General features: G+C 71.5%; 20 protein-coding genes and 1 pseudogene. 20 read left to right on the top strand and 1 reads right to left on the bottom strand.

The genetic code is table 11. The features are described 5' to 3' along the window. Nucleotides 1-5 precede the first annotated feature (5 nt). From rpsP to IDM40_RS15255, 15 genes are all read left to right on the top strand, one after another. Complete coding sequence (gene rpsP, locus IDM40_RS15325; RefSeq protein WP_193122684.1) at nucleotides 6-464, top strand: 30S ribosomal protein S16; 459 nt, start codon at nucleotides 6-8, stop codon at nucleotides 462-464. 1 nt (nucleotide 465) lies between these two features. After that, a complete protein-coding gene (locus IDM40_RS15320) occupies nucleotides 466-708 on the top strand; it encodes an RNA-binding protein (protein ID WP_193122683.1) in 243 nt (80 codons plus the stop codon). Nucleotides 709-839: 131 nt separating this feature from the next. Continuing rightward, nucleotides 840-1358 carry a ribosome maturation factor RimM gene (gene rimM, locus IDM40_RS15315; protein ID WP_193122682.1) on the top strand — a complete coding sequence of 173 codons (519 nt, stop codon included), beginning with the start codon at nucleotides 840-842 and terminating at the stop codon, nucleotides 1356-1358. Nucleotides 1359-1366: 8 nt separating this feature from the next. Beyond that, complete coding sequence (gene trmD / locus IDM40_RS15310; protein ID WP_193122681.1) at nucleotides 1367-2146, top strand: tRNA (guanosine(37)-N1)-methyltransferase TrmD; 780 nt, start codon at nucleotides 1367-1369, stop codon at nucleotides 2144-2146. A 173-nt stretch (nucleotides 2147-2319) separates the two neighbouring features. Continuing rightward, nucleotides 2320-2679 carry a 50S ribosomal protein L19 gene (rplS, locus tag IDM40_RS15305; protein WP_193122680.1) on the top strand — a complete coding sequence of 120 codons (360 nt, stop codon included), beginning with the start codon at nucleotides 2320-2322 and terminating at the stop codon, nucleotides 2677-2679. Nucleotides 2680-2816: 137 nt separating this feature from the next. Next, nucleotides 2817-3716: a signal peptidase I gene (gene lepB / locus IDM40_RS15300; RefSeq protein WP_193122679.1), complete on the top strand. Its 900-nt coding sequence runs from the start codon at nucleotides 2817-2819 to the stop codon at nucleotides 3714-3716. A 168-nt stretch (nucleotides 3717-3884) separates the two neighbouring features. Beyond that, on the top strand, nucleotides 3885-4223 hold the full coding sequence (locus tag IDM40_RS15295) for a DUF2469 domain-containing protein (protein WP_017614712.1): 339 nt from the start codon (nucleotides 3885-3887) through the stop codon (nucleotides 4221-4223). 143 nt (nucleotides 4224-4366) lie between these two features. Then, a complete protein-coding gene (locus IDM40_RS15290; RefSeq protein WP_193122678.1) occupies nucleotides 4367-4735 on the top strand; it encodes a YraN family protein in 369 nt (122 codons plus the stop codon). Beyond that, nucleotides 4732-6249 carry a YifB family Mg chelatase-like AAA ATPase gene (locus tag IDM40_RS15285; RefSeq protein WP_193122677.1) on the top strand — a complete coding sequence of 506 codons (1518 nt, stop codon included), beginning with the start codon at nucleotides 4732-4734 and terminating at the stop codon, nucleotides 6247-6249. The genes IDM40_RS15290 and IDM40_RS15285 overlap by 4 nt, the downstream gene beginning before the upstream one ends. 33 nt (nucleotides 6250-6282) lie before the next feature. Then, the gene (locus tag IDM40_RS15280; RefSeq protein WP_193122676.1) at nucleotides 6283-7425 is read left to right on the top strand and encodes a DNA-processing protein DprA; all 1143 of its coding nucleotides are present in this window, start codon (nucleotides 6283-6285) and stop codon (nucleotides 7423-7425) included. 153 nt (nucleotides 7426-7578) lie between these two features. Next, complete coding sequence (locus IDM40_RS15275) at nucleotides 7579-8118, top strand: putative immunity protein (protein ID WP_193122675.1); 540 nt, start codon at nucleotides 7579-7581, stop codon at nucleotides 8116-8118. Nucleotides 8119-8230: 112 nt separating this feature from the next. Beyond that, nucleotides 8231-9556, top strand: a complete 1326-nt coding sequence (locus tag IDM40_RS15270; protein ID WP_193122674.1) for a flavin-containing monooxygenase — start codon at nucleotides 8231-8233, stop codon at nucleotides 9554-9556. Between the two features lie 113 nt (nucleotides 9557-9669). Then, the gene (locus tag IDM40_RS15265) at nucleotides 9670-10527 is read left to right on the top strand and encodes an SDR family NAD(P)-dependent oxidoreductase (protein ID WP_193122673.1); all 858 of its coding nucleotides are present in this window, start codon (nucleotides 9670-9672) and stop codon (nucleotides 10525-10527) included. Nucleotides 10528-10557: 30 nt separating this feature from the next. After that, nucleotides 10558-10911, top strand: a complete 354-nt coding sequence (locus IDM40_RS15260) for a RidA family protein (protein WP_193122672.1) — start codon at nucleotides 10558-10560, stop codon at nucleotides 10909-10911. Beyond that, nucleotides 10908-11789, top strand: a complete 882-nt coding sequence (locus IDM40_RS15255) for a tyrosine recombinase XerC (RefSeq protein ID WP_193122671.1) — start codon at nucleotides 10908-10910, stop codon at nucleotides 11787-11789. Before IDM40_RS15260 ends, IDM40_RS15255 begins: the two co-directional genes overlap by 4 nt. A 183-nt stretch (nucleotides 11790-11972) precedes the next feature. Here IDM40_RS15255 and IDM40_RS15250 read toward each other — a convergent pair. Beyond that, nucleotides 11973-12401: pseudogene (locus IDM40_RS15250) on the bottom strand (M23 family metallopeptidase); the annotation flags it as partial. 265 nt (nucleotides 12402-12666) lie between these two features. Here IDM40_RS15250 and rpsB point away from each other — a divergent pair. The 5 genes from rpsB to IDM40_RS15225 all read left to right on the top strand — a co-directional run bounded on the left by rpsB (nucleotide 12667) and on the right by IDM40_RS15225 (nucleotide 17144). Beyond that, entirely contained in the window at nucleotides 12667-13620 is a 954-nt protein-coding gene (rpsB, locus tag IDM40_RS15245; protein WP_193122670.1) for a 30S ribosomal protein S2, read from the top strand. A 122-nt stretch (nucleotides 13621-13742) separates the two neighbouring features. Further along, on the top strand, nucleotides 13743-14579 hold the full coding sequence (gene tsf / locus IDM40_RS15240) for a translation elongation factor Ts (protein ID WP_193122669.1): 837 nt from the start codon (nucleotides 13743-13745) through the stop codon (nucleotides 14577-14579). Between the two features lie 274 nt (nucleotides 14580-14853). Beyond that, a complete protein-coding gene (pyrH, locus tag IDM40_RS15235; RefSeq protein ID WP_216630862.1) occupies nucleotides 14854-15579 on the top strand; it encodes a UMP kinase in 726 nt (241 codons plus the stop codon). A gap of 68 nt (nucleotides 15580-15647) precedes the next feature. Continuing rightward, nucleotides 15648-16205, top strand: coding sequence for a ribosome recycling factor (gene frr / locus IDM40_RS15230; protein WP_193122667.1), 558 nt, complete (start codon nucleotides 15648-15650; stop codon nucleotides 16203-16205). Between the two features lie 3 nt (nucleotides 16206-16208). Then, the gene (locus tag IDM40_RS15225; RefSeq protein WP_193122666.1) at nucleotides 16209-17144 is read left to right on the top strand and encodes a phosphatidate cytidylyltransferase; all 936 of its coding nucleotides are present in this window, start codon (nucleotides 16209-16211) and stop codon (nucleotides 17142-17144) included. Nucleotides 17145-17201: the final 57 nt, after the last annotated feature.

Below are 17201 nucleotides of genomic sequence, written 5' to 3'. Positions count from 1 at the left end.
CTCCAGTGGCTGTCAAACTGAAGCTCAAGCGTATGGGCAAGATCCGTACGCCCCAGTACCGTGTCATCGTCGCCTCCGCCCGCAACAAGCGCGACGGCAAGGCGATCGAGGAGATCGGCACGTACCACCCGAAGGAGCACCCGAGCTTCATCCAGATCGACTCGGAGCGTGCTCAGTACTGGCTGTCCGTGGGCGCTCAGCCCACCGACCCGGTCAAGGCTCTCCTGCGCAAGACGGGTGACTGGCAGAAGTTCAAGGGCCTGGCCGCTCCGGCGCCGCTCCAGGTGCCCGAGAAGGCCGACCCGGAGGCCAAGGAGGCCGAGTTCCAGGCCGCGCTGAAGGAGCTCGTGCTCCCGGGCCAGGAGAAGGCCACCAAGGCCAAGAAGACCGAGAAGAAGGCTGACAAGGCGGAGAAGCCCGCCGAGGAAGCCGCCGAGGCCAAGAAGTCCGAGGGCGAGGCCTGACGTGCTTGAAGAGGCGCTTGAGCACCTCGTGAAGGGGATCGTTGCGAACACCGACGACGTCCAGGTGAGAACCAAGAGGCTCCGCAAGGGCAAGGTTCTGGAAGTCCGGGTTCACCCTGACGACCTGGGCAAGGTCATCGGCCGCAACGGCCGGACCGCCAGGGCGCTGCGCACCGTGGTCGGCTCCCTCGCAGGGGGCCGCCACGTCCGCGTCGACCTGCTGGACCTGCACGAAGTGCGCTGAACCGCCTCGCGGGGGCGTCGACCGTTCGGTCGGCGCCCCACAGTCGTGCCCGGGGACCCCGTCGAGACGGGCCCCGGGCGCTTTCATCCCGTGCCCCGTCCGGGGGCGGGCCCACGGAAGGAAAGAACCCCATGCGTCTCGTCGTCGGCCGGATCGGACGTGCCCACGGCATCCGCGGTGACGTCGCCGTTGAGGTGCGCACCGACGACCCCGGCGCGCGTTTCGCGGACGGGACGGTGCTGCTGACCGACCCCGCCTCGGCCGGACCGCTCACCATCTCCTCCACCCGCAACCACAGCGGGCGCCTGCTCGTGCGCTTCGAGGGCGTGCGCGACCGCAACGCCGCCGAGGCGCTGCGCGGAACCGTCCTGCAGGTGGAGTCCGCCGACGTCGCCCCCCTGGACGACCCGGACGAGTTCCACGACCACGAGCTCATCGGGCTGGCCGTGCAGACCCCCGACGGCACACAGGTGGGTGAGGTCACCGACGTGCTCCACCACGCCCAGGACGTGCTCGTCGTGGAACGGCCCGGAGGCGAGGAGGCCCTCGTGCCGTTCGTGGGCCCGCTCGTACCCGAGATCGACGTGGAGGCCGGGCGCCTGGTCATCGATCCGCCGCCCGGGCTGCTCGACCTCGGCAAGGCCGAGTGAGGAACGCCGTGCGCATCGACATCATCAGCATCTTCCCCGACTACTTCGCCCCCCTCGAGCTGTCCCTGATCGGCAAGGCCCGCACCGCCGGCCTGCTCGAGATGCAGGTGCACGACCTGCGTTCGTGGACCCACGACCGGCACAACACCGTCGACGACACCCCTTACGGCGGCGGCCCCGGCATGGTCATGAAACCCGGCCCCTGGGGCGAGGCCCTGGACGAGGTCGTGGGGGAGCGCCCCGCCCGCCTGATCGTGCCCAGCCCCAGCGGGCGGCCCTTCCGCCAGGCCGACGCCGAACGCCTGGCCGGGGAGGAACACCTCGTCTTCGGGTGCGGGCGCTACGAGGGCATCGACTCGCGTGTGGCTGAGGAGGCCGCCCGCCACATGCCCGTCGAGGAGATCAGCATCGGCGACTACGTGCTCAACGGGGGAGAGTCGGCCACCCTCGTCATGGTCGAGGCCATCACCCGCCTGCTCCCCGGGGTGCTCGGCAACCGCGAGTCCCACGTGCAGGACTCCTTCGCCTCGGGAGGCATGGAACACCTCGTCGAGGGCCCCGTCTACACCAAGCCCGCCGAGTGGCGCGGCCACGAGGTCCCACCCGTCCTGCTGTCCGGCAACCACGGCCACGTCGACCGCTGGCGCCGGGACCAGGCCCTGCGCAAGACGGCGCGCAACCGCCCCGACCTGGTGGAGTCCGCGCCGGAGGGCACCTTCGACCGCCGTGACCTCGAAGTGCTCGCAGAACGTCCCGTTCCGGGCGATGGAGAACATGTGGCAAACTAGTTGGGTTCCCCCCTGGTGACCAGTGGCATCCGCATGCCGGCGGCATGACGTCGGCCTCTGTGTCGGTCATCCGGGGTCCCGACAGTTCAGTCCCGAGTCAGGGTCTGGCCCGCGAACCCCTCCCCGCTCACGGCGGGGACAGGACGCGGCGCGCTATCAACGAGGATTATCAGATGCACACCGCCATTCAGGAGCTGGAGAAGGCCCAGCTGCGCACCGACGTCCCGGACTTCCGTCCCGGTGACACCCTCGCCGTCCACGTCCGCGTGACCGAGGGCACCCGCACCCGTACCCAGGTCTTCAAGGGCGCCGTCATCGCCCGCCAGGGTTCCGGCAACCGCGAGACCTTCACGATCCGCAAGGTCAGCTACGGCGTCGGCGTGGAGCGGGTCTTCCCGATCCACACCCCGGCGGTCGAGAAGTACGAGGTCGTCGCCCGCGGCCGCGTGCGCCGCGCCAAGCTGTACTACCTGCGCGACCTTCGCGGGAAGGCGGCCCGTATCCGCGAGCGCCGGGAGCCCGTCAAGAAGTAGCTGCCGCTCCGCGGGCCCTGCCGGCCCGCGCGGGCCTGTTCGACGGCCACCGCCGAACAGGCCCTGCGGCAACCGGTCGTCCTCATCGGTGATGAAGCCCACCACCTCCGTCGAAGAACGGATAGGCTCTTGCACTGATGACCAACGACGACAGGGACCTCGGTTCGGACGGGGTTCCCGACGAGAACCCCGACCGAACAGACCCCGAGGAGCACGGCTCCGACTCTGGCTCCCGCGTGCCCGACGAGCACACGGGAGCCAGTGGTGTCTCCGGGGTCGGTGGCACGCAGGATCCGGAGCCGGTGGAGAGGGCGGAGGAGACGGTGAGCAAGTCCGAGAACGCAACGAAGAAAAAGAAGGGGTCGGGTTCCTTCTGGAAGGAACTGCCGATCCTGATCGCGATCGCCCTGGTCCTGGCGTTCGTCATCCGCACTTTTGTGATGCAGGCGTTCTTCATCCCGTCCACGTCCATGGAGAACACGCTCCTGGTGGGTGACCGGGTGCTGGTCAACAAGGTCGTCTACCAGATCCGCGACATCGAACGCGGCGAGGTCGTGGTCTTCGACGGCGACGGCTCCTGGGACGACCCCAACACCGTGGAGGTCGCCGAGCCCGCCAACCCCGTGGCGCGCGGCTTCCAGTGGGTGCAGCAGCAGCTCGGCGCGGCCCCGACGGGCAAGGAGTACATCAAGCGGGTCATCGGTCTGCCCGGCGACACCGTCGAGTGCTGCGACGACCAGAACCGCATCATCGTCAACGGTGTCCCCCTCGACGAGGACGACTACCTCTACCCCGGCAGCACCGAGAGCCACACCGAGTTCGGCCCCATCGAGCTCGGCCCCGACGAGCTCTGGCTCATGGGCGACCACCGCTCCATCTCCTACGACTCCCGCATGAACCAGAACAACCCCGGTGGCGGTGCCGTCCCGGTCGACCACGTCGTCGGCCGCGCGTTCGTCATCATCTGGCCGTTCGACCAGATGGGCGGACTGGGCATCCCGCCGGCGTTCGAGGAGGTCGAGGCCGCCGGGCAGTGACGGCGGTCTCCCGGGCTCCACACCCGGGGGTTTCTCGGGTACGGTGACCGACTCCGGCCGACAAAATCTGCGCTCCGGGGGACGTGGGTCCCGTCCGTGACGCATGATGGAGCCCGGAGGAACCGAGCACACCACGACCGGAGAGTGCTGACGAAAGCGAGCGCGCACATGAGTTCTGAGGATCTGGAGAAGTACGAGGCCGAGATGGAGCTCCAGCTCTATCGCGAGTACCGGGACGTCGTCGGGCTGTTCAGCTACGTCGTCGAGACCGAACGCCGGTTCTACCTCACCAACCACGTGGACCTCCAGCCGCGTTCGACGGAGAACGGGGAGATGTACTTCGAGGTCGCGATGGAGGACGCCTGGGTGTGGGACATGTACAGGCCCGCCCGGTTCGTCCGCAACGTGCGTGTGGTGACGTTCAAGGACGTCAACGTCGAGGAGATCACCAAGTCCGACCTCGAGCTGCCGCCCACGGATCCGGGCGGACCCGCTTCCGGTTCCTGACCGAAGGATCCCCGGGACCGGCCTCTCAACGGTCCTGACGACGCGGGCAGCGGGCCCGGGCGACCACCGCTGTCCACAGGAAAAAATGAGCTCTGGCGGGGCCACCTCCGATCACCCACCGTGGTGATCGGAGGTGGTCACCGATGGATCCCAGGGCGGTGCACCGGCGCGACGTGGGCGGCCGGGGAGAGGACCTTGCCGCGCGGCATCTGCGCCGTGTGGGCATGCGGGTGCTGGCGCGCAACCGGTGGAACCGGGAGGGCGAAGTCGACCTGCTCGCCCGTGACGGGCCGGTGCTCGTCGTCGCCGAGGTCAAGACCCGGACCTCGTTGGTGCGCGGGCACCCTTCACGCGCGGTCACCGAGGAGAAGCGCCGGCGCCTGTACCGGCTGGCGCGCCACTGGGCCGCGCATTACGGCGTTCCCCTCTCCCGGACCCGGGTGGACACCGTCTCCGTCCTGGTGGTGGGCGGACGGGTCTTCGTCTCCCACGAACGGGGGATGCGCCGATGAGCTTCGCCCGTACCCACTGCCTGACCCTGGTCGGGGTCCGTGGCCACGTCGTTGAGGTCGAGGTCGACCTCGGCGGCGGGGGAGAGAACTCCGTGACCCTCGTCGGGCTGCCGGACGCCGCGCTGCGCGAGGCCCGCGACCGGATCCGCGCCGCGCTGGTCAACTGCGGGGAGCGGTGGCCCACCGGATCGGTCGTGGTGAGCCTGTCCCCGGCGAGCCTGCCCAAGTCCGGGAGCCTGTTCGACCTGGCCATCGCCGGTGCGCTGCTGGCCGCGATGGGCGACGTGCCCCTGGAGCGGCTGACCGACACCGTGCTCATCGGCGAGCTCGGTCTGGACGGGCGCGCCCGGTCGGTGCGCGGGGTGCTGCCCGCCGTGGTCGCCGCGGCGGAGCAGGGGTTCAAGCGGTTCGTGGTCTCACCCGGGAACCTCGCCGAGGCCGCGCTCGTGCCCGACGTCGACGTCGTGGGCGTCAGCGACCTCGCCGACCTGTGCCACTGGCTGCGCGGGGGCGAACCCTCCTGCACCGAGCCCGACCTGAGCGAACCCCGTGCTAACGAACACGGGCCCGACCTGTCCGACGTGCTCGGCCAGCCCGTCGCGCGCCGCGCCGTGGAGATCGCCGCCGCCGGGGGCCACAACCTCATGATGTTGGGGCCTCCTGGGACAGGGAAGTCCCTCCTCGCCGAACGGCTGCCCACGGTGATGCCGCGGTTGGGCCCGGCGGAGTCGTTGGAGGCCACCGCGATCCATTCCGTGGCCGGAACGCTGCCGCCGGAGGCGCCGCTCATCACCCTCCCGCCGTTCGCCGCGCCCCACCACACCTCCACGCGCGCCTCGATCATCGGCGGCGGGAGCGGGTTCCCGGCGCCCGGGTGGGTGTCCAAGGCCCACCACGGGGTGCTGTTCGTCGACGAGGCGCCGCAGTTCGGGCGCGGGGTGCTGGACTCGCTGCGCGAACCCCTCGAACGCGGGGAGGTCGTGCTGGCCCGCGCTGCCTCGACGGTCACGTTCCCCGCCCGGTTCCAGCTCGTGATGGCCGCCAACCCCTGCCTCTGCGCGAAACCCGGGGCGCTGTGCACTTGTTCTGCAGGGGAACGCCGCCGGTACTTCTCACGGGTCTCCGGCCCTCTGTTGGACCGCATCGACCTCAAGACGGAGCTGCAACCGGTCTCGCGCGCCGAGCTTCTCGCCGACAGCGCTTTCGCGGAGTCCTCCGCCGTTGTCGCCGAGCGGGTGCACACCGCGCGTATGCGGGCGGGGGAACGCCTGGCCGGGACGCCGTGGCGGACCAACGCCGCGGTCCCCGGCACCCGCCTGCGGCGGGAGTTCCCCGTGCGGCCCGAGGCCCTGCGGGTGCTGGGGCGGGCGATGGACCTGGGGCAGATCAGCGCACGCGGCGTCGACCGCGCCCTGCGGGTGGCGTGGACCCTCGCCGACCTCGCCGGGCGCGAACAGCCCGGCGAGGAGGAGACGGCGTATGCGTTCGCGCTCTGGTCCGGACGTGCATGGTGACGGTCGGCAGGTGGTGGACCGAGAGGAGTGGGGATGGGTGAGCGGGACGACGAGGTGCGGGCGCGGGCCTGCCTGACGGCCGTGTGCGGCCCGGGCAACACGTGGCTGACCGACCTCCTGGCCGAGCACGGGGCCGCACGGGTGTGGGCGGCCCTGGCGTCGGGAGAGGGGCCTCCCGACACCGACAGCGTGGACACCGAGGCCGACCCGGACGCGCGTCCGGCCATGGAGCGCACCTGGAACCGGTGGCGCACCCGGGCCTGCCGCGTGGACCCGGACGGCCTGCTGGGCGATTCCGCCGAGATGGGGGTGCGGTTCGTGGCCCCGGGCGACCCCGAATGGCCCGGGCGCCTGGAGGGCCTCGACCCCGGACCGTACGGCCTGTGGGTGCGCGGCGGCGGCGATCTGCGCAACCTCTGCCTGCGTTCCGTGGCGCTCGTGGGCGCACGGGCCGCGACGTCCTACGGCGAACACGTCGCGTCCGAGATGGCCTACACGCTGGGCGAGCACTCCGTCGTCACCGTCTCCGGCGGCGCGTACGGCATCGACGGGGCCGCACACCGCGCGGCCCACGCCATCGGTGCGACCGTCGTGGTGCTCGCGTGCGGGCTGGACGTGGACTACCCGCGCGGGCACGCCGGGCTCTTCGCCGACGTGGCGCGCCGGGGCGCGCTCGTGAGTGAACGGCCCCTGGGCGCCACACCCCGCGCCCCGGACTTCCTCGTCCGGAACCGGCTCATCGCCGCCCTCACACCCGGCACCGTGGTCGTCGAGGCGGGCCGGCGCAGCGGGGCGCTCAACACCGCGACGCACGCCGCTTCCATGGACCGCGCGGTCATGACCGTTCCGGGGCCGGTGACCTCGGCCCTGTCCGTGGGGTGCCACACGCTCCTGCGGCGGCACGGGGCGGTGTGCGTGACCAGCGCCGAGGACGTGCTGGAACACCTAGGGGACGACGCCGGTCCGGAGAGCCCCGGGCCGGTGCGCGTGGAGGCCGACCTGTCGCCGGAGACCGAACGGGTGCTCTCCGCCGTGCCCCGCACGGGTGCGGGCACCGCCTCCATCGCGCTCGAGTGCGGGGGAGACCTCGAGGGCACGATGCGCGCCCTCGGCGTGCTCGCCGCCGCCGGCCTGGTGGAGCGCTGCACCGCCGGTTGGCGCACACCCCGCACGTGAGCCGTACCGCGCCCCGCGTACACCGGACTTCGAGCCGCGCGAACTCGCCTACTGGCACGATGGGGCGTGCAACCGGGTGGGGATCGGGGGTCTCCGGACGTAGGGCCCGCGTCCGGGGAGGTGCCGGGTGTGTGGCCGTAGGAGAATCGGGCCATGACCACCGTGACCGGCGACTTCACGCTCACCATGGACGAACTGCGCGCCGTCGCCCGCTACGCGGCGCAGAGCGCCCAGGGCCTCCTCCCCGTGTTCGAGCACGCTCACCCGGACGACCCCCGACCGCGTGCGGCTCTCGACGCGGCGTGGACGTTCGTCGGCGGCGAGCGGCGCACCAAGCTCCAGCGTTCCTCCTCCCTGGACGCGCACCGCGCCGCCAAGGAGGCCGGTACCGAGGCCGCGCGCCTCGCCGCACGAGCGGCAGGGGACGCCGCCTCCGCCGCGTACCTGCACCCGATCTCCAGGGCGACGCAGGTGGGGCACATCCTGCGCGCCGCCGCGTGTGAGGCCCGTGTGGGTGAGCTGGAGGCCGACGGTGATCCTGCCGTCGGGGACGTGCTCATCGAACGCGCCCGGGAACGCGCCGGGCCCGTGCTCCGGGACGTGCTCCGGCGTTACCCCCGTGCCCCCGAGGGCAGGACCCGGGTCGCCCGCCTCATGAGCGCCCTCGACGCGTCCCTGCGCGCCGTGCCCTGACCAACGCCACCGATCGCATCCGACCGGCAGGTCGGCACCGGGCGGTCGCGGGCCGGCCGGGGCGCCTGGTGTACCTTGCTGCACACCTCTCGACCGGACGGAAGCACCCCCCATGAGCAACACCCCCCGCGTCGCCGTGATCGGGGCCGGAGCGGCTGGGCTCACCGCCGTCAAGGCCCTGCTCGACCGCGGCCTCGACCCCGTCGCCCACGAACGCGCCGACCGCCCCGGAGGCCTCTGGGTCCGCGGCGCCGAGCACTCGCCGGCCTACGCGTCCCTGCACCTCAACACCAGCAAGGGCCGCACCGAGTTCCGCGACCACCCGATGCCCGCGCACTGGCCGGACTACCCCTCCGCCGACCGCATCGCGGGCTACCTCGGCGACTACGCGGAACGCTTCGGGCTCGGGCCGCACATCCGCTACGGCAGCACCGTCACGTCCGTGGAACGCGGTACGGACGGCTGGCAGGTGCGGTCCTCGTCCGGAACCGAGACCGTCGACGCCGTCGTGGTCGCCAACGGCCACAACTGGGACCCCCGGTGGCCCGCCCCCTACCCGGGCGCCGACACGTTCACCGGAACCCAGGTGCACGCCCACGAGTACCGCGACCCCGAGCTCTTCCGCGGCCGCCGGGTCCTGGTGGTGGGCATGGGCAACTCCGCCATGGACATCGCCGTGGACGCCTCCCACGTCACCGACGGCCCCGCCCTGCTCTCCGCCCGCCGCGGCGCCCACATCGTGCCCAAGTACCTGTTCGGCCGCCCCTCCGACGCGACCGGCGGCGCCCTCGCGGTCCTCCCGTGGCGGGTGCGCCAGGGGGTCGCCCAGACCATGCTCCGCCTCGCGGTCGGCCGACCCCAGGACTACGGGCTCCCGGAACCGGCGGGCGGACTGTTCCAGAACCACCCGACCATCAGCGACACCGTGCACCACCGGCTCACCCACGGCGGGATCGAGCCCAGGCCCGGCATCGAACGCTTCGACGGCTCCAAGGTGGTCTTCACCGACGGAACCGCGGACGAGGTCGACGTGGTCGTGTGGGCGACCGGGTACCGCGTCAGAACGCCCTTCCTGGCCGAGCACTGGACCGGCCCCGACCCCGAACGCATGCCGCTCTACAAGCGTGTGTTCCACCTGCGGGACCCGGGCCTGGCCTTCGTCGGCCTGATGCAGTCCACCGGCGCCGCCCTCCCGGTGGTCGAGGTCCAGTCCAAGCTCGCCGCCGCCCACCTCGCGGGCGCCTACCACCTCCCCGACCCCGCGGAACAGCGCCGGACCGTGGCCCGCGCCCACCGTGCGGCCGTCGCCCGGTGGGGACCGGAGAAGCGCCCCATGATGCGCATCGACTTCGACCAGTACCTCGCCGACCTCCCGCGGGAGTACGTCGCGGGCCGCGACCGCGCCCGGCGCGGCACCGGGGTCGCGTTCCGCCCCTGAACCGGCCGACTCGTCCCCTGAGTTCCGACCCGCGGCCCGCCCGACGTCCGCTTCCCGTCGGCCCCGCGCCCCGGCCCCGGCCGGCATCCACCCCCTGACCCGAGGAGCCCCCCATGGCCCGACCCGTCCGCGATCTGCTCTCCGGCGGACGCCGCAGCGCCGCCGGCCTGCGTGTCCTCGTCACCGGCGCCTCCGGAACGTTCGGACGCGCCCTGTGCACCCGCTTCACCGAACTCGGCGCCACCGTCGTCGGCCTCGACCTCGCCCCGAACGAGGACGACACCGTCGAGGTCCTGCCGTGCGATCTCACCGACGACGCCGACGTCGCCTCCGCCACCGCGCAGGCCCTGGAACGCCTGGGCGGGCTCGACGTGCTCGTCAACAACGCCGGCATCGGGGGTCCCGCGCCGGCCGAACTCCCGCCGGGGGAGGAGGTCCGCCGCCAGCTCGACCTCAACCTGCTCGGCGCCTGGCGGGTCACGTCGGCGTGCGCCCGGGCCCTGACCGATTCCCGCGGAAGGGTGGTGATGGTGTCCTCGCGCATGGCCGTGCTGCAGCTGCCGCTGGCCGCCGCGTACGGGGCCTCCAAACGCGCCCTCGTCGCCTACGCCGACGCGCTGCGCATGGAACTGGCCGGGCACGCCACGGTCTCGTGCGTCTACCCGTCGGCGGTGCGCAGCCCCATCCACGACTCCACCGCCGCCGCGGGGCTGTCCCTGGAGGGCATGAGCACCTACGAACCCCTGGAAGGCGTGGTCGACACCGTGCTCCTCGCCGCGCTCAGCCGCCGTGTCCGCCGCGACCTGCCCACGACCGGCAAGGGCGCCGTGGAGTTCTTCCTCGCCCGGCACTTCCCGCGCCTCACCGACCGGATCGTCGCCCGCACGCTCACCGAGCGCGCCCGCGCGGGCGTCTTCGACGGTGCGGAACTGGCCGCGGGGGTGGTGCGCCGCAGCCGCCGCACGGGGTAGAGCCGGGGCGCGCGCGGGTACGTTGCGGCCATGGCCAAACCGTACAGTGACGCCCTGGTGGCCCACGGCCCACTGCTCTTCCTCTCCGGTCAGCTCCCCAGAACGCCCGAGGGCAACGTGCCCGGCGACGTCGCGGGCCAGACCCGGCAGATCTTCGCCAACATGGAACGCCTCCTCGCCGACCACGGCGCCGACCTCGGCGACCTGGTCAAGCTCACCTACTTCCTGCGCCACGTCACCGACCTCGACGAGTTCCGGTCGGCCCTGCTGGACTGCCTGCCCGAAGGACACCGGCCCGCCGGAACCCTCGTGGAGGTCAGCGGGCTCGTCGACCCCCGCTACCTCGTCGAGGTCGAGGGCATCGCGGCGCTGGGGGAGCGGTGAGCGTGCTCGACCGGTTCCGCACCCATCTCACCCACGAGCTGGGGCGGTCCCCGCACACCGTCCGCGGGTACCTCGCCGACCTGCGTGCGCTGCTCGCCCACCTCGACGAGACCGGCCAGGAACTCGGCGAACTCGACGTCCCCCTCGTGCGCGCCTGGCTCTCGCGCGCACGTGAGGCGGGCGCGAGCCGCTCGACGCTGGCCCGCCGGGTCGCCGCCGTGCGTGCCTTCACCCGGTTCCTGAACCGCGAGGGACTGCTGGACGAGGACCCCGGGCCGCGCCTGTCCGCCCCCACCCAGCAGCGCAGCCTGCCGACGGTGCTGGAGGAGGGCCAGGCAGCCGACGCGCTCTCCCACACCTCGGACACCGACGAGGGCCCGATCCCCGTACGCCGCCGTGCGGTCGTCGAGCTGCTGTACGCCACCGGGATCCGGGTCGCGGAACTCTGCGCGCTCGACCTGGCCGACCTCGACCGGGCCCGCGAGACCGTGCGTGTCATGGGCAAGGGCCACAAGGAACGCACCGTGCCCGTCGGGACCCCCGCCCTCGACGCGCTCGACGCCTGGCTGACCGGGGCCCGCCCCGACCTGCTCACCCGAGCTTCCCGGAACGCGCTGTTCCTGGGCGCACGCGGCGGACGCCTGGGTGTGCGCCAGGCCCGCGAGGACGTGCACGCCCACCTGCGCGTCGCAGGCGTCGACGGCGCCCCGCACGACCTGCGCCACAGCGCCGCGACGCACCTGCTCAACGGAGGCGCGGACCTGCGTACGGTGCAGGAGTTCCTGGGCCACGCCAGCCCGCGCAGCACGCAGGTCTACACCCACGTCTCGGTGGAGCGCCTGCGCGACACCTACCGGCAGGCTCACCCCCGCGCCTGACCGCTCTCCTTCCGCACCGCGCGGCACAGGGCATCGCCGCGCGTCCCTTGCCCGAGCCCACTGCCGCTCGGCACGTGTGCGGAACGCGGTACCGGCGGGCGGTTCGGGGTCCACCGGCCCGTCGCGGGGCAGGGGCAGCAGCCGCACGGGGCCGTGGCCCAGGGGTCCGAGGGGATCCAGGTACACCGACCCCCGCAGCAGGCCGAAGTGCAGGCACGGGCGCCCCTCGCAGTGGGCGGGCTCGGCCACCACCGTCCCCAGCTCGTCGCCGGCCTCCACCGGGTCGCCCCGCGCCACCGAGGCGCTCACCGGCAGGAACGTCGTGCGCAGGTCGCCGTGCGCGACCGAGACGAGCGGCACACCGGCGACCGTTCCGGCGAAGTGCACCACCCCGTCGGCGGGGGCCAGGACGGCCTGCCCCACCTCGGCCGCCAGGTCCGCTCCCAGGTGTCCGGCGAGCCACCTCTGCTCGGGCGGATCGAAGCCCCGAAGCACGTCGGGACGGGGCTCCAGGGGCCACTGCCAGGGGGTATCGGCGGCAGCGGTTCGGATCGGGAAAAAAGGGAACAGCAGGATCGACAAGGTCAGTAGCCAGCGGGTGAGAAGGCCCATGTGACAAGGGTCTGCCGGAAGGTGGTGGTCCGCCAGAGGGTGCACCGGATCTGTGGACGACCACGGGCGGGTCCGGGCTGCTTCCGACGGAGGATAGAATCATCTGTGGCCCACAGGGCCGATCACACTACGCACGTCCACGAGCCTCCCCACGGGGAGGGGCCGGACCTACGGTCCACACCGCGAGAGCGGGTGGCGGCACGGCCGGGGCGTCAGGCACAACCGAAGGCGGGGGAGTACCCCGCCACCGCAGGAAGGACAGGTCATGGCCACAGTCGTGACGATCCGCCAGCTCCTGGAGAGCGGCGTCCACTTCGGGCACCAGACCCGCCGTTGGAACCCGAAGATGAAGCGCTTCATCTTCACGGAGCGCAACGGCATCTACATCATCGACCTCCAGAAGTCGCTGTCCTACATCGACCGCGCCTACGAGTTCGTCAAGCAGACGGTCGCCCACGGTGGCACCATCCTGTTCGTCGGCACGAAGAAGCAGGCGCAGGAGGCCATCGACGAGCAGGCCCGCCGCGTCGGCATGCCCTACGTCAACCAGCGTTGGCTGGGCGGCATGCTCACGAACTTCTCCACGGTCCACAAGCGGCTGCAGCGCCTGAAGGAGCTGGAGGAGATCGACTTCGACGACGTCGCCGGCTCCACGCTCACCAAGAAGGAGCTGCTCAACCTCCGCCGTGAGAAGGAGAAGCTCGAGCGCACCCTCGGCGGTATCCGCGACATGGCCCGCGTGCCCAGCGCCGTGTGGATCGTGGACACCAAGAAGGAGCACATCGCGATCAGCGAGGCTCGCAAGCTGAACATCCCGGTCGTGGCCATCCTGGACACGAACTGCGACCCGGACGAGGTCGACTACCCGATCCCGGGTAACGACGACGCCATCCGCAGCGTCAGCCTGCTGACCCGCGTGGTCGCCGACGCCGTCGCCGATGGTCTGCTGGTCCGCTCCGGCGCCTCCGCCGAGGGCTCGGGCGAGCAGAAGGCCGACGAGGAGCCCCTCGCCGAGTGGGAGCGCGAGCTCCTCGAGGGCAAGGAGGCCGCCCCGAAGGAAGCCGCCGCCGAGGCCGCTCCGGAGGAGACCCCGACCGTCGCCCCGAACGACGAGGTCGCTGCCGAGGCCCCGGCCGAGGCCGCCGCCGAGGAGTCCCCGGTCGACGCCCCCGAGCAGGCGCCCGAGGGCGACGCCGCCGAGAAGGCCTCCGAGGCCTAGTCCCCGGCCGGCACCAGCCGAACGGTTTCGCCGCCGCCCCGCCCCTCGGGCGGGGCGGCAACTGGGGCGGGTGTACCCGCCCCGTCCATCACAGACTTTCACTTCCGAGGGAAATTCCGACAATGGCGAACTTCAGCGCCGCGGACGTCAAGAAGCTGCGCGACATGACCGGTGCGGGCATGATGGCCTGCAAGAAGGCCCTGACCGAGGCCGACGGCGACTTCGACCAGGCCGTCGAGGCCCTGCGCGTCAAGGGCGCCAAGGACGTCGGCAAGCGCGCCGAGCGCACCGCCGCCCAGGGCACCGTCGTCCTCAAGCAGGCGAGCGAGGGCAAGGCCACGCTGGTCGAGCTCAACTGCGAGACCGACTTCGTCGCCAAGAACGACCAGTTCATCGCCCTGGCCAACGAGGTCGCCGACTTCGTCGCCGCCCAGGACAGCGACGACCTCGCCGCCGTCAAGGCCGCCGAGATCGAGTCCGGCAAGAGCCTGCAGGACTACATCGAGGGCAAGAGCGCGGTCATCGGCGAGAAGCTCGAGCTCAGCCACGTCGCCACCTTCGACGGCACCTACGTCGCGACCTACCTCCACAAGTCCGACCCGGACCTGCCCCCGACCATGGGCGTCCTGGTCGAGCTGGACAAGGCCGACGAGGAGCTGGGCAAGGACCTCGCGCAGCAGATCGCCGCCATGGCTCCCAAGTACGTCAGCAAGGACGAGGTCCCCGCCGACGTGGTCGAGCACGAGCGCGCGATCGCCGAGCAGACCACCCGCGAGGAGGGCAAGCCCGAGCAGGCGATCCCCAAGATCGTCGAGGGCCGCCTCAACGGTTACTTCAAGGAGGTCACCCTGCTGGGCCAGGCCTTCGTGAAGGAGAACAAGAAGACGGTGCAGAACGTCGTCGACGAGGCGGGCGTCACCGTCAAGCGCTTCGTCCGCTTCAAGGTCGGCCAGGCCTAGGAGCGTTGACATGATGGAGGTGCCGGGGAGAGATCTCCCCGGCACCTTTGGTGGATCAGGCCCTGTTCGGTGGGCGCCTTCCGTGGTTATCGGTGTCCGCCGAGCAGGGCCAAAGGCGGATTTCGGCGCTGTACGTGTCGGGGCCGCGACGATCAGGGCGGGTCTCGGCGCCGTGTGCGCCCGGCCGCGACAGACACTCGGGGGACCCCGCACCGTGCGGGGACGACAAGGGAGGCCTCAGGCCGTGACGGAAGAGACGAACACCGAACCCGCCATGCACGACTCCGGTTGGAAACGGGTCATGCTCAAGCTTTCCGGGGAGGCGTTCGCGGGCGGCGGCGATCTGGGGATCGACCCCGAGATCGTGCAGTACGTCGCCGAGTCCATCGCCGAAGCGGTCTCCGAGGGCATCCAGGTCTCCGTCGTCGTCGGCGGCGGCAACATGTTCCGCGGTGTGCAGCTCACCGAGGGCGGCATGGAGCGCGGCCGGGCCGACTACATGGGCATGCTCGGGACGGTCATCAACTGCCTCGCCCTGCAGGACTTCCTGGAGCGCCTGGGTGTGGACACGCGTGTGCAGACCGCGATCCACATGAGCCAGGTCGCCGAGGCCTACATCCCCCGCCGCGCCGTCCGCCACCTGGAGAAGGGCCGTGTGGTCATCTTCGGTGCCGGTCTGGGCGCACCCTTCTTCTCCACCGACACGACGGCCGCTCAGCGCGCGCTGGAGATCGGTGCCCAGGCCGTGCTCAAGGGCACCCAGGTCGACGGGGTCTACGACTCCGACCCGCAGCGCAACTCCGACGCGGTCAAGTTCGACAAGCTCAACTACAACGAGGTCCTCACCCGCGGCCTGAGGGTCATGGACGCGACCGCGGTCAGCCTGTGCATGGACAACGGCCTGCCGATCGTGGTGTTCGACCTGATGAGCCAGGGCAACATCCTGCGTGCGGTCCGCGGTGAGAAGATCGGCACCATCGTCGGCCCGTCCGCGTCCTGACGCCCTGGCCCAGGTCCGCGGGGCCACCCAGCCAACCGAACACCCAGTCGAGTTCCGGGAGCGCCACAATGACCGAAGAAACCCTCCTCGAGGCCGAAGAGAAGATGGAGAAGGCCCTCGGTGTCGCGAAGGAGGACTTCGCGACCATCCGTACGGGCCGTCCCACCCCGGCGACCTTCAACAAGATCACCGTCGACTACTACGGTGCGACCACGCCGATCAACCAGCTGGCCTCCTTCTCGGTTCCCGAGCCGCGCATGGTGGTCATCTCGCCGTTCGACGTGAGCGCGCGCACCAACATCATCAACGCGATCCGCAACAGCGACCTGGGCGTGAACCCGTCCGACGACGGCCAGATCATCCGCGTGGTGTTCCCGGAGCTGTCCGAGGAGCGCCGCAAGGAGTACGTCAAGGTCGCGCGCAGCAAGGCGGAGGACGCCCGCGTCTCGATCCGCAACGTGCGGCGCCGCGCCAAGGACACCCTGGAGAAGGCGGTCAAGGCCGGCGACCTGGGTGAGGACGAGGCCCACCGTGCTCAGGGCGAGCTCGACGAACTGGCGCAGAAGCACGTCGCCGGCGTCGACGAGCTGCTCAAGCACAAGGAATCGGAACTCCTCGAGGTCTAGCCAGTGACGAAACCTTCCGCCGGCTCCGGAGGTGGCGAGCACTCGCCGGAGCACAGACCCGACGAGGGATCGCACGCCGATTCCGACCAGGCCGACGGGCAGCGTTTCGTGCTGCACAAGCCGGGGGGCGAGCCGGTGCGCACCGGCCGCAACCTCCCGGTGGCCATCGCGAGCGGCGTCGTACTCGGCGCTCTCGTGTTCTTCTCGATCTTCCCCTGGCCGCAGCTGTTCACCATCATCACCTCGATCGCGGTGCTGCTGGGGCTGCGCGAACTCAGCCGCGCGTTCGGACGCAAGGACGTGCGCCTGGCCCTGGTGCCGCTGGCCGTGGGCGGTGTGGCGATGCAGCCCGCCGCGTACTTCGGCGGTACCGCGGTGCTGCTCGGGGTGACGGCGTTGACCGCGGTGGTCGCCCTGTCGTGGCGGCTGCGCGGCGGCGCGGACGGCTTCGCGGCCGATTCCGCCGCGAACATGTTCACCCTGATGTACCTGCCGTTCCTGCTGGCCACGTGGCAGCTGCTCGTGTCCCACCCGGGCGACGGACAGTTCTGGCTGGTCACCTTCATCGTCGTGACGATCTCCAGCGACATCGGCGGGTACTTCGCCGGGATCCTGCTGGGCAGCCACAAGATGGCGCCGGTGATCAGCCCGAACAAGACGTGGGAGGGCTTCGGCGGTTCCGTCCTGGCCTGCGCGATCGCGGGTGCCCTGTGCGTGACGCTGATGCTGGACGGCCACTGGTGGGTCGGCGTGGTCCTGGGGCTGGCCGTGGTGGCCGCCGCGACCGTCGGCGACCTCATCGAGTCGCTGCTCAAGCGCGACCTCGGCATCAAGGACATGGGCCGGTTCATGCCTGGCCACGGCGGCATCATGGACCGCATGGACTCGCTGCTCATCGCGGGCCCCGTGGTGTGGGTGGTGCTGAGCCTGCTGCTCTGAGCACCCCGACCGAGCGGGCAGAACGCGGAACGGGGGCCGACCGGATGGTCGGCCCCC

Source organism: Nocardiopsis coralli, assembly GCF_014892575.1.
GTDB lineage: Bacteria > Actinomycetota > Actinomycetes > Streptosporangiales > Streptosporangiaceae > Nocardiopsis > Nocardiopsis coralli.
This window is presented reverse-complemented; position numbering and strand designations above follow the sequence as displayed.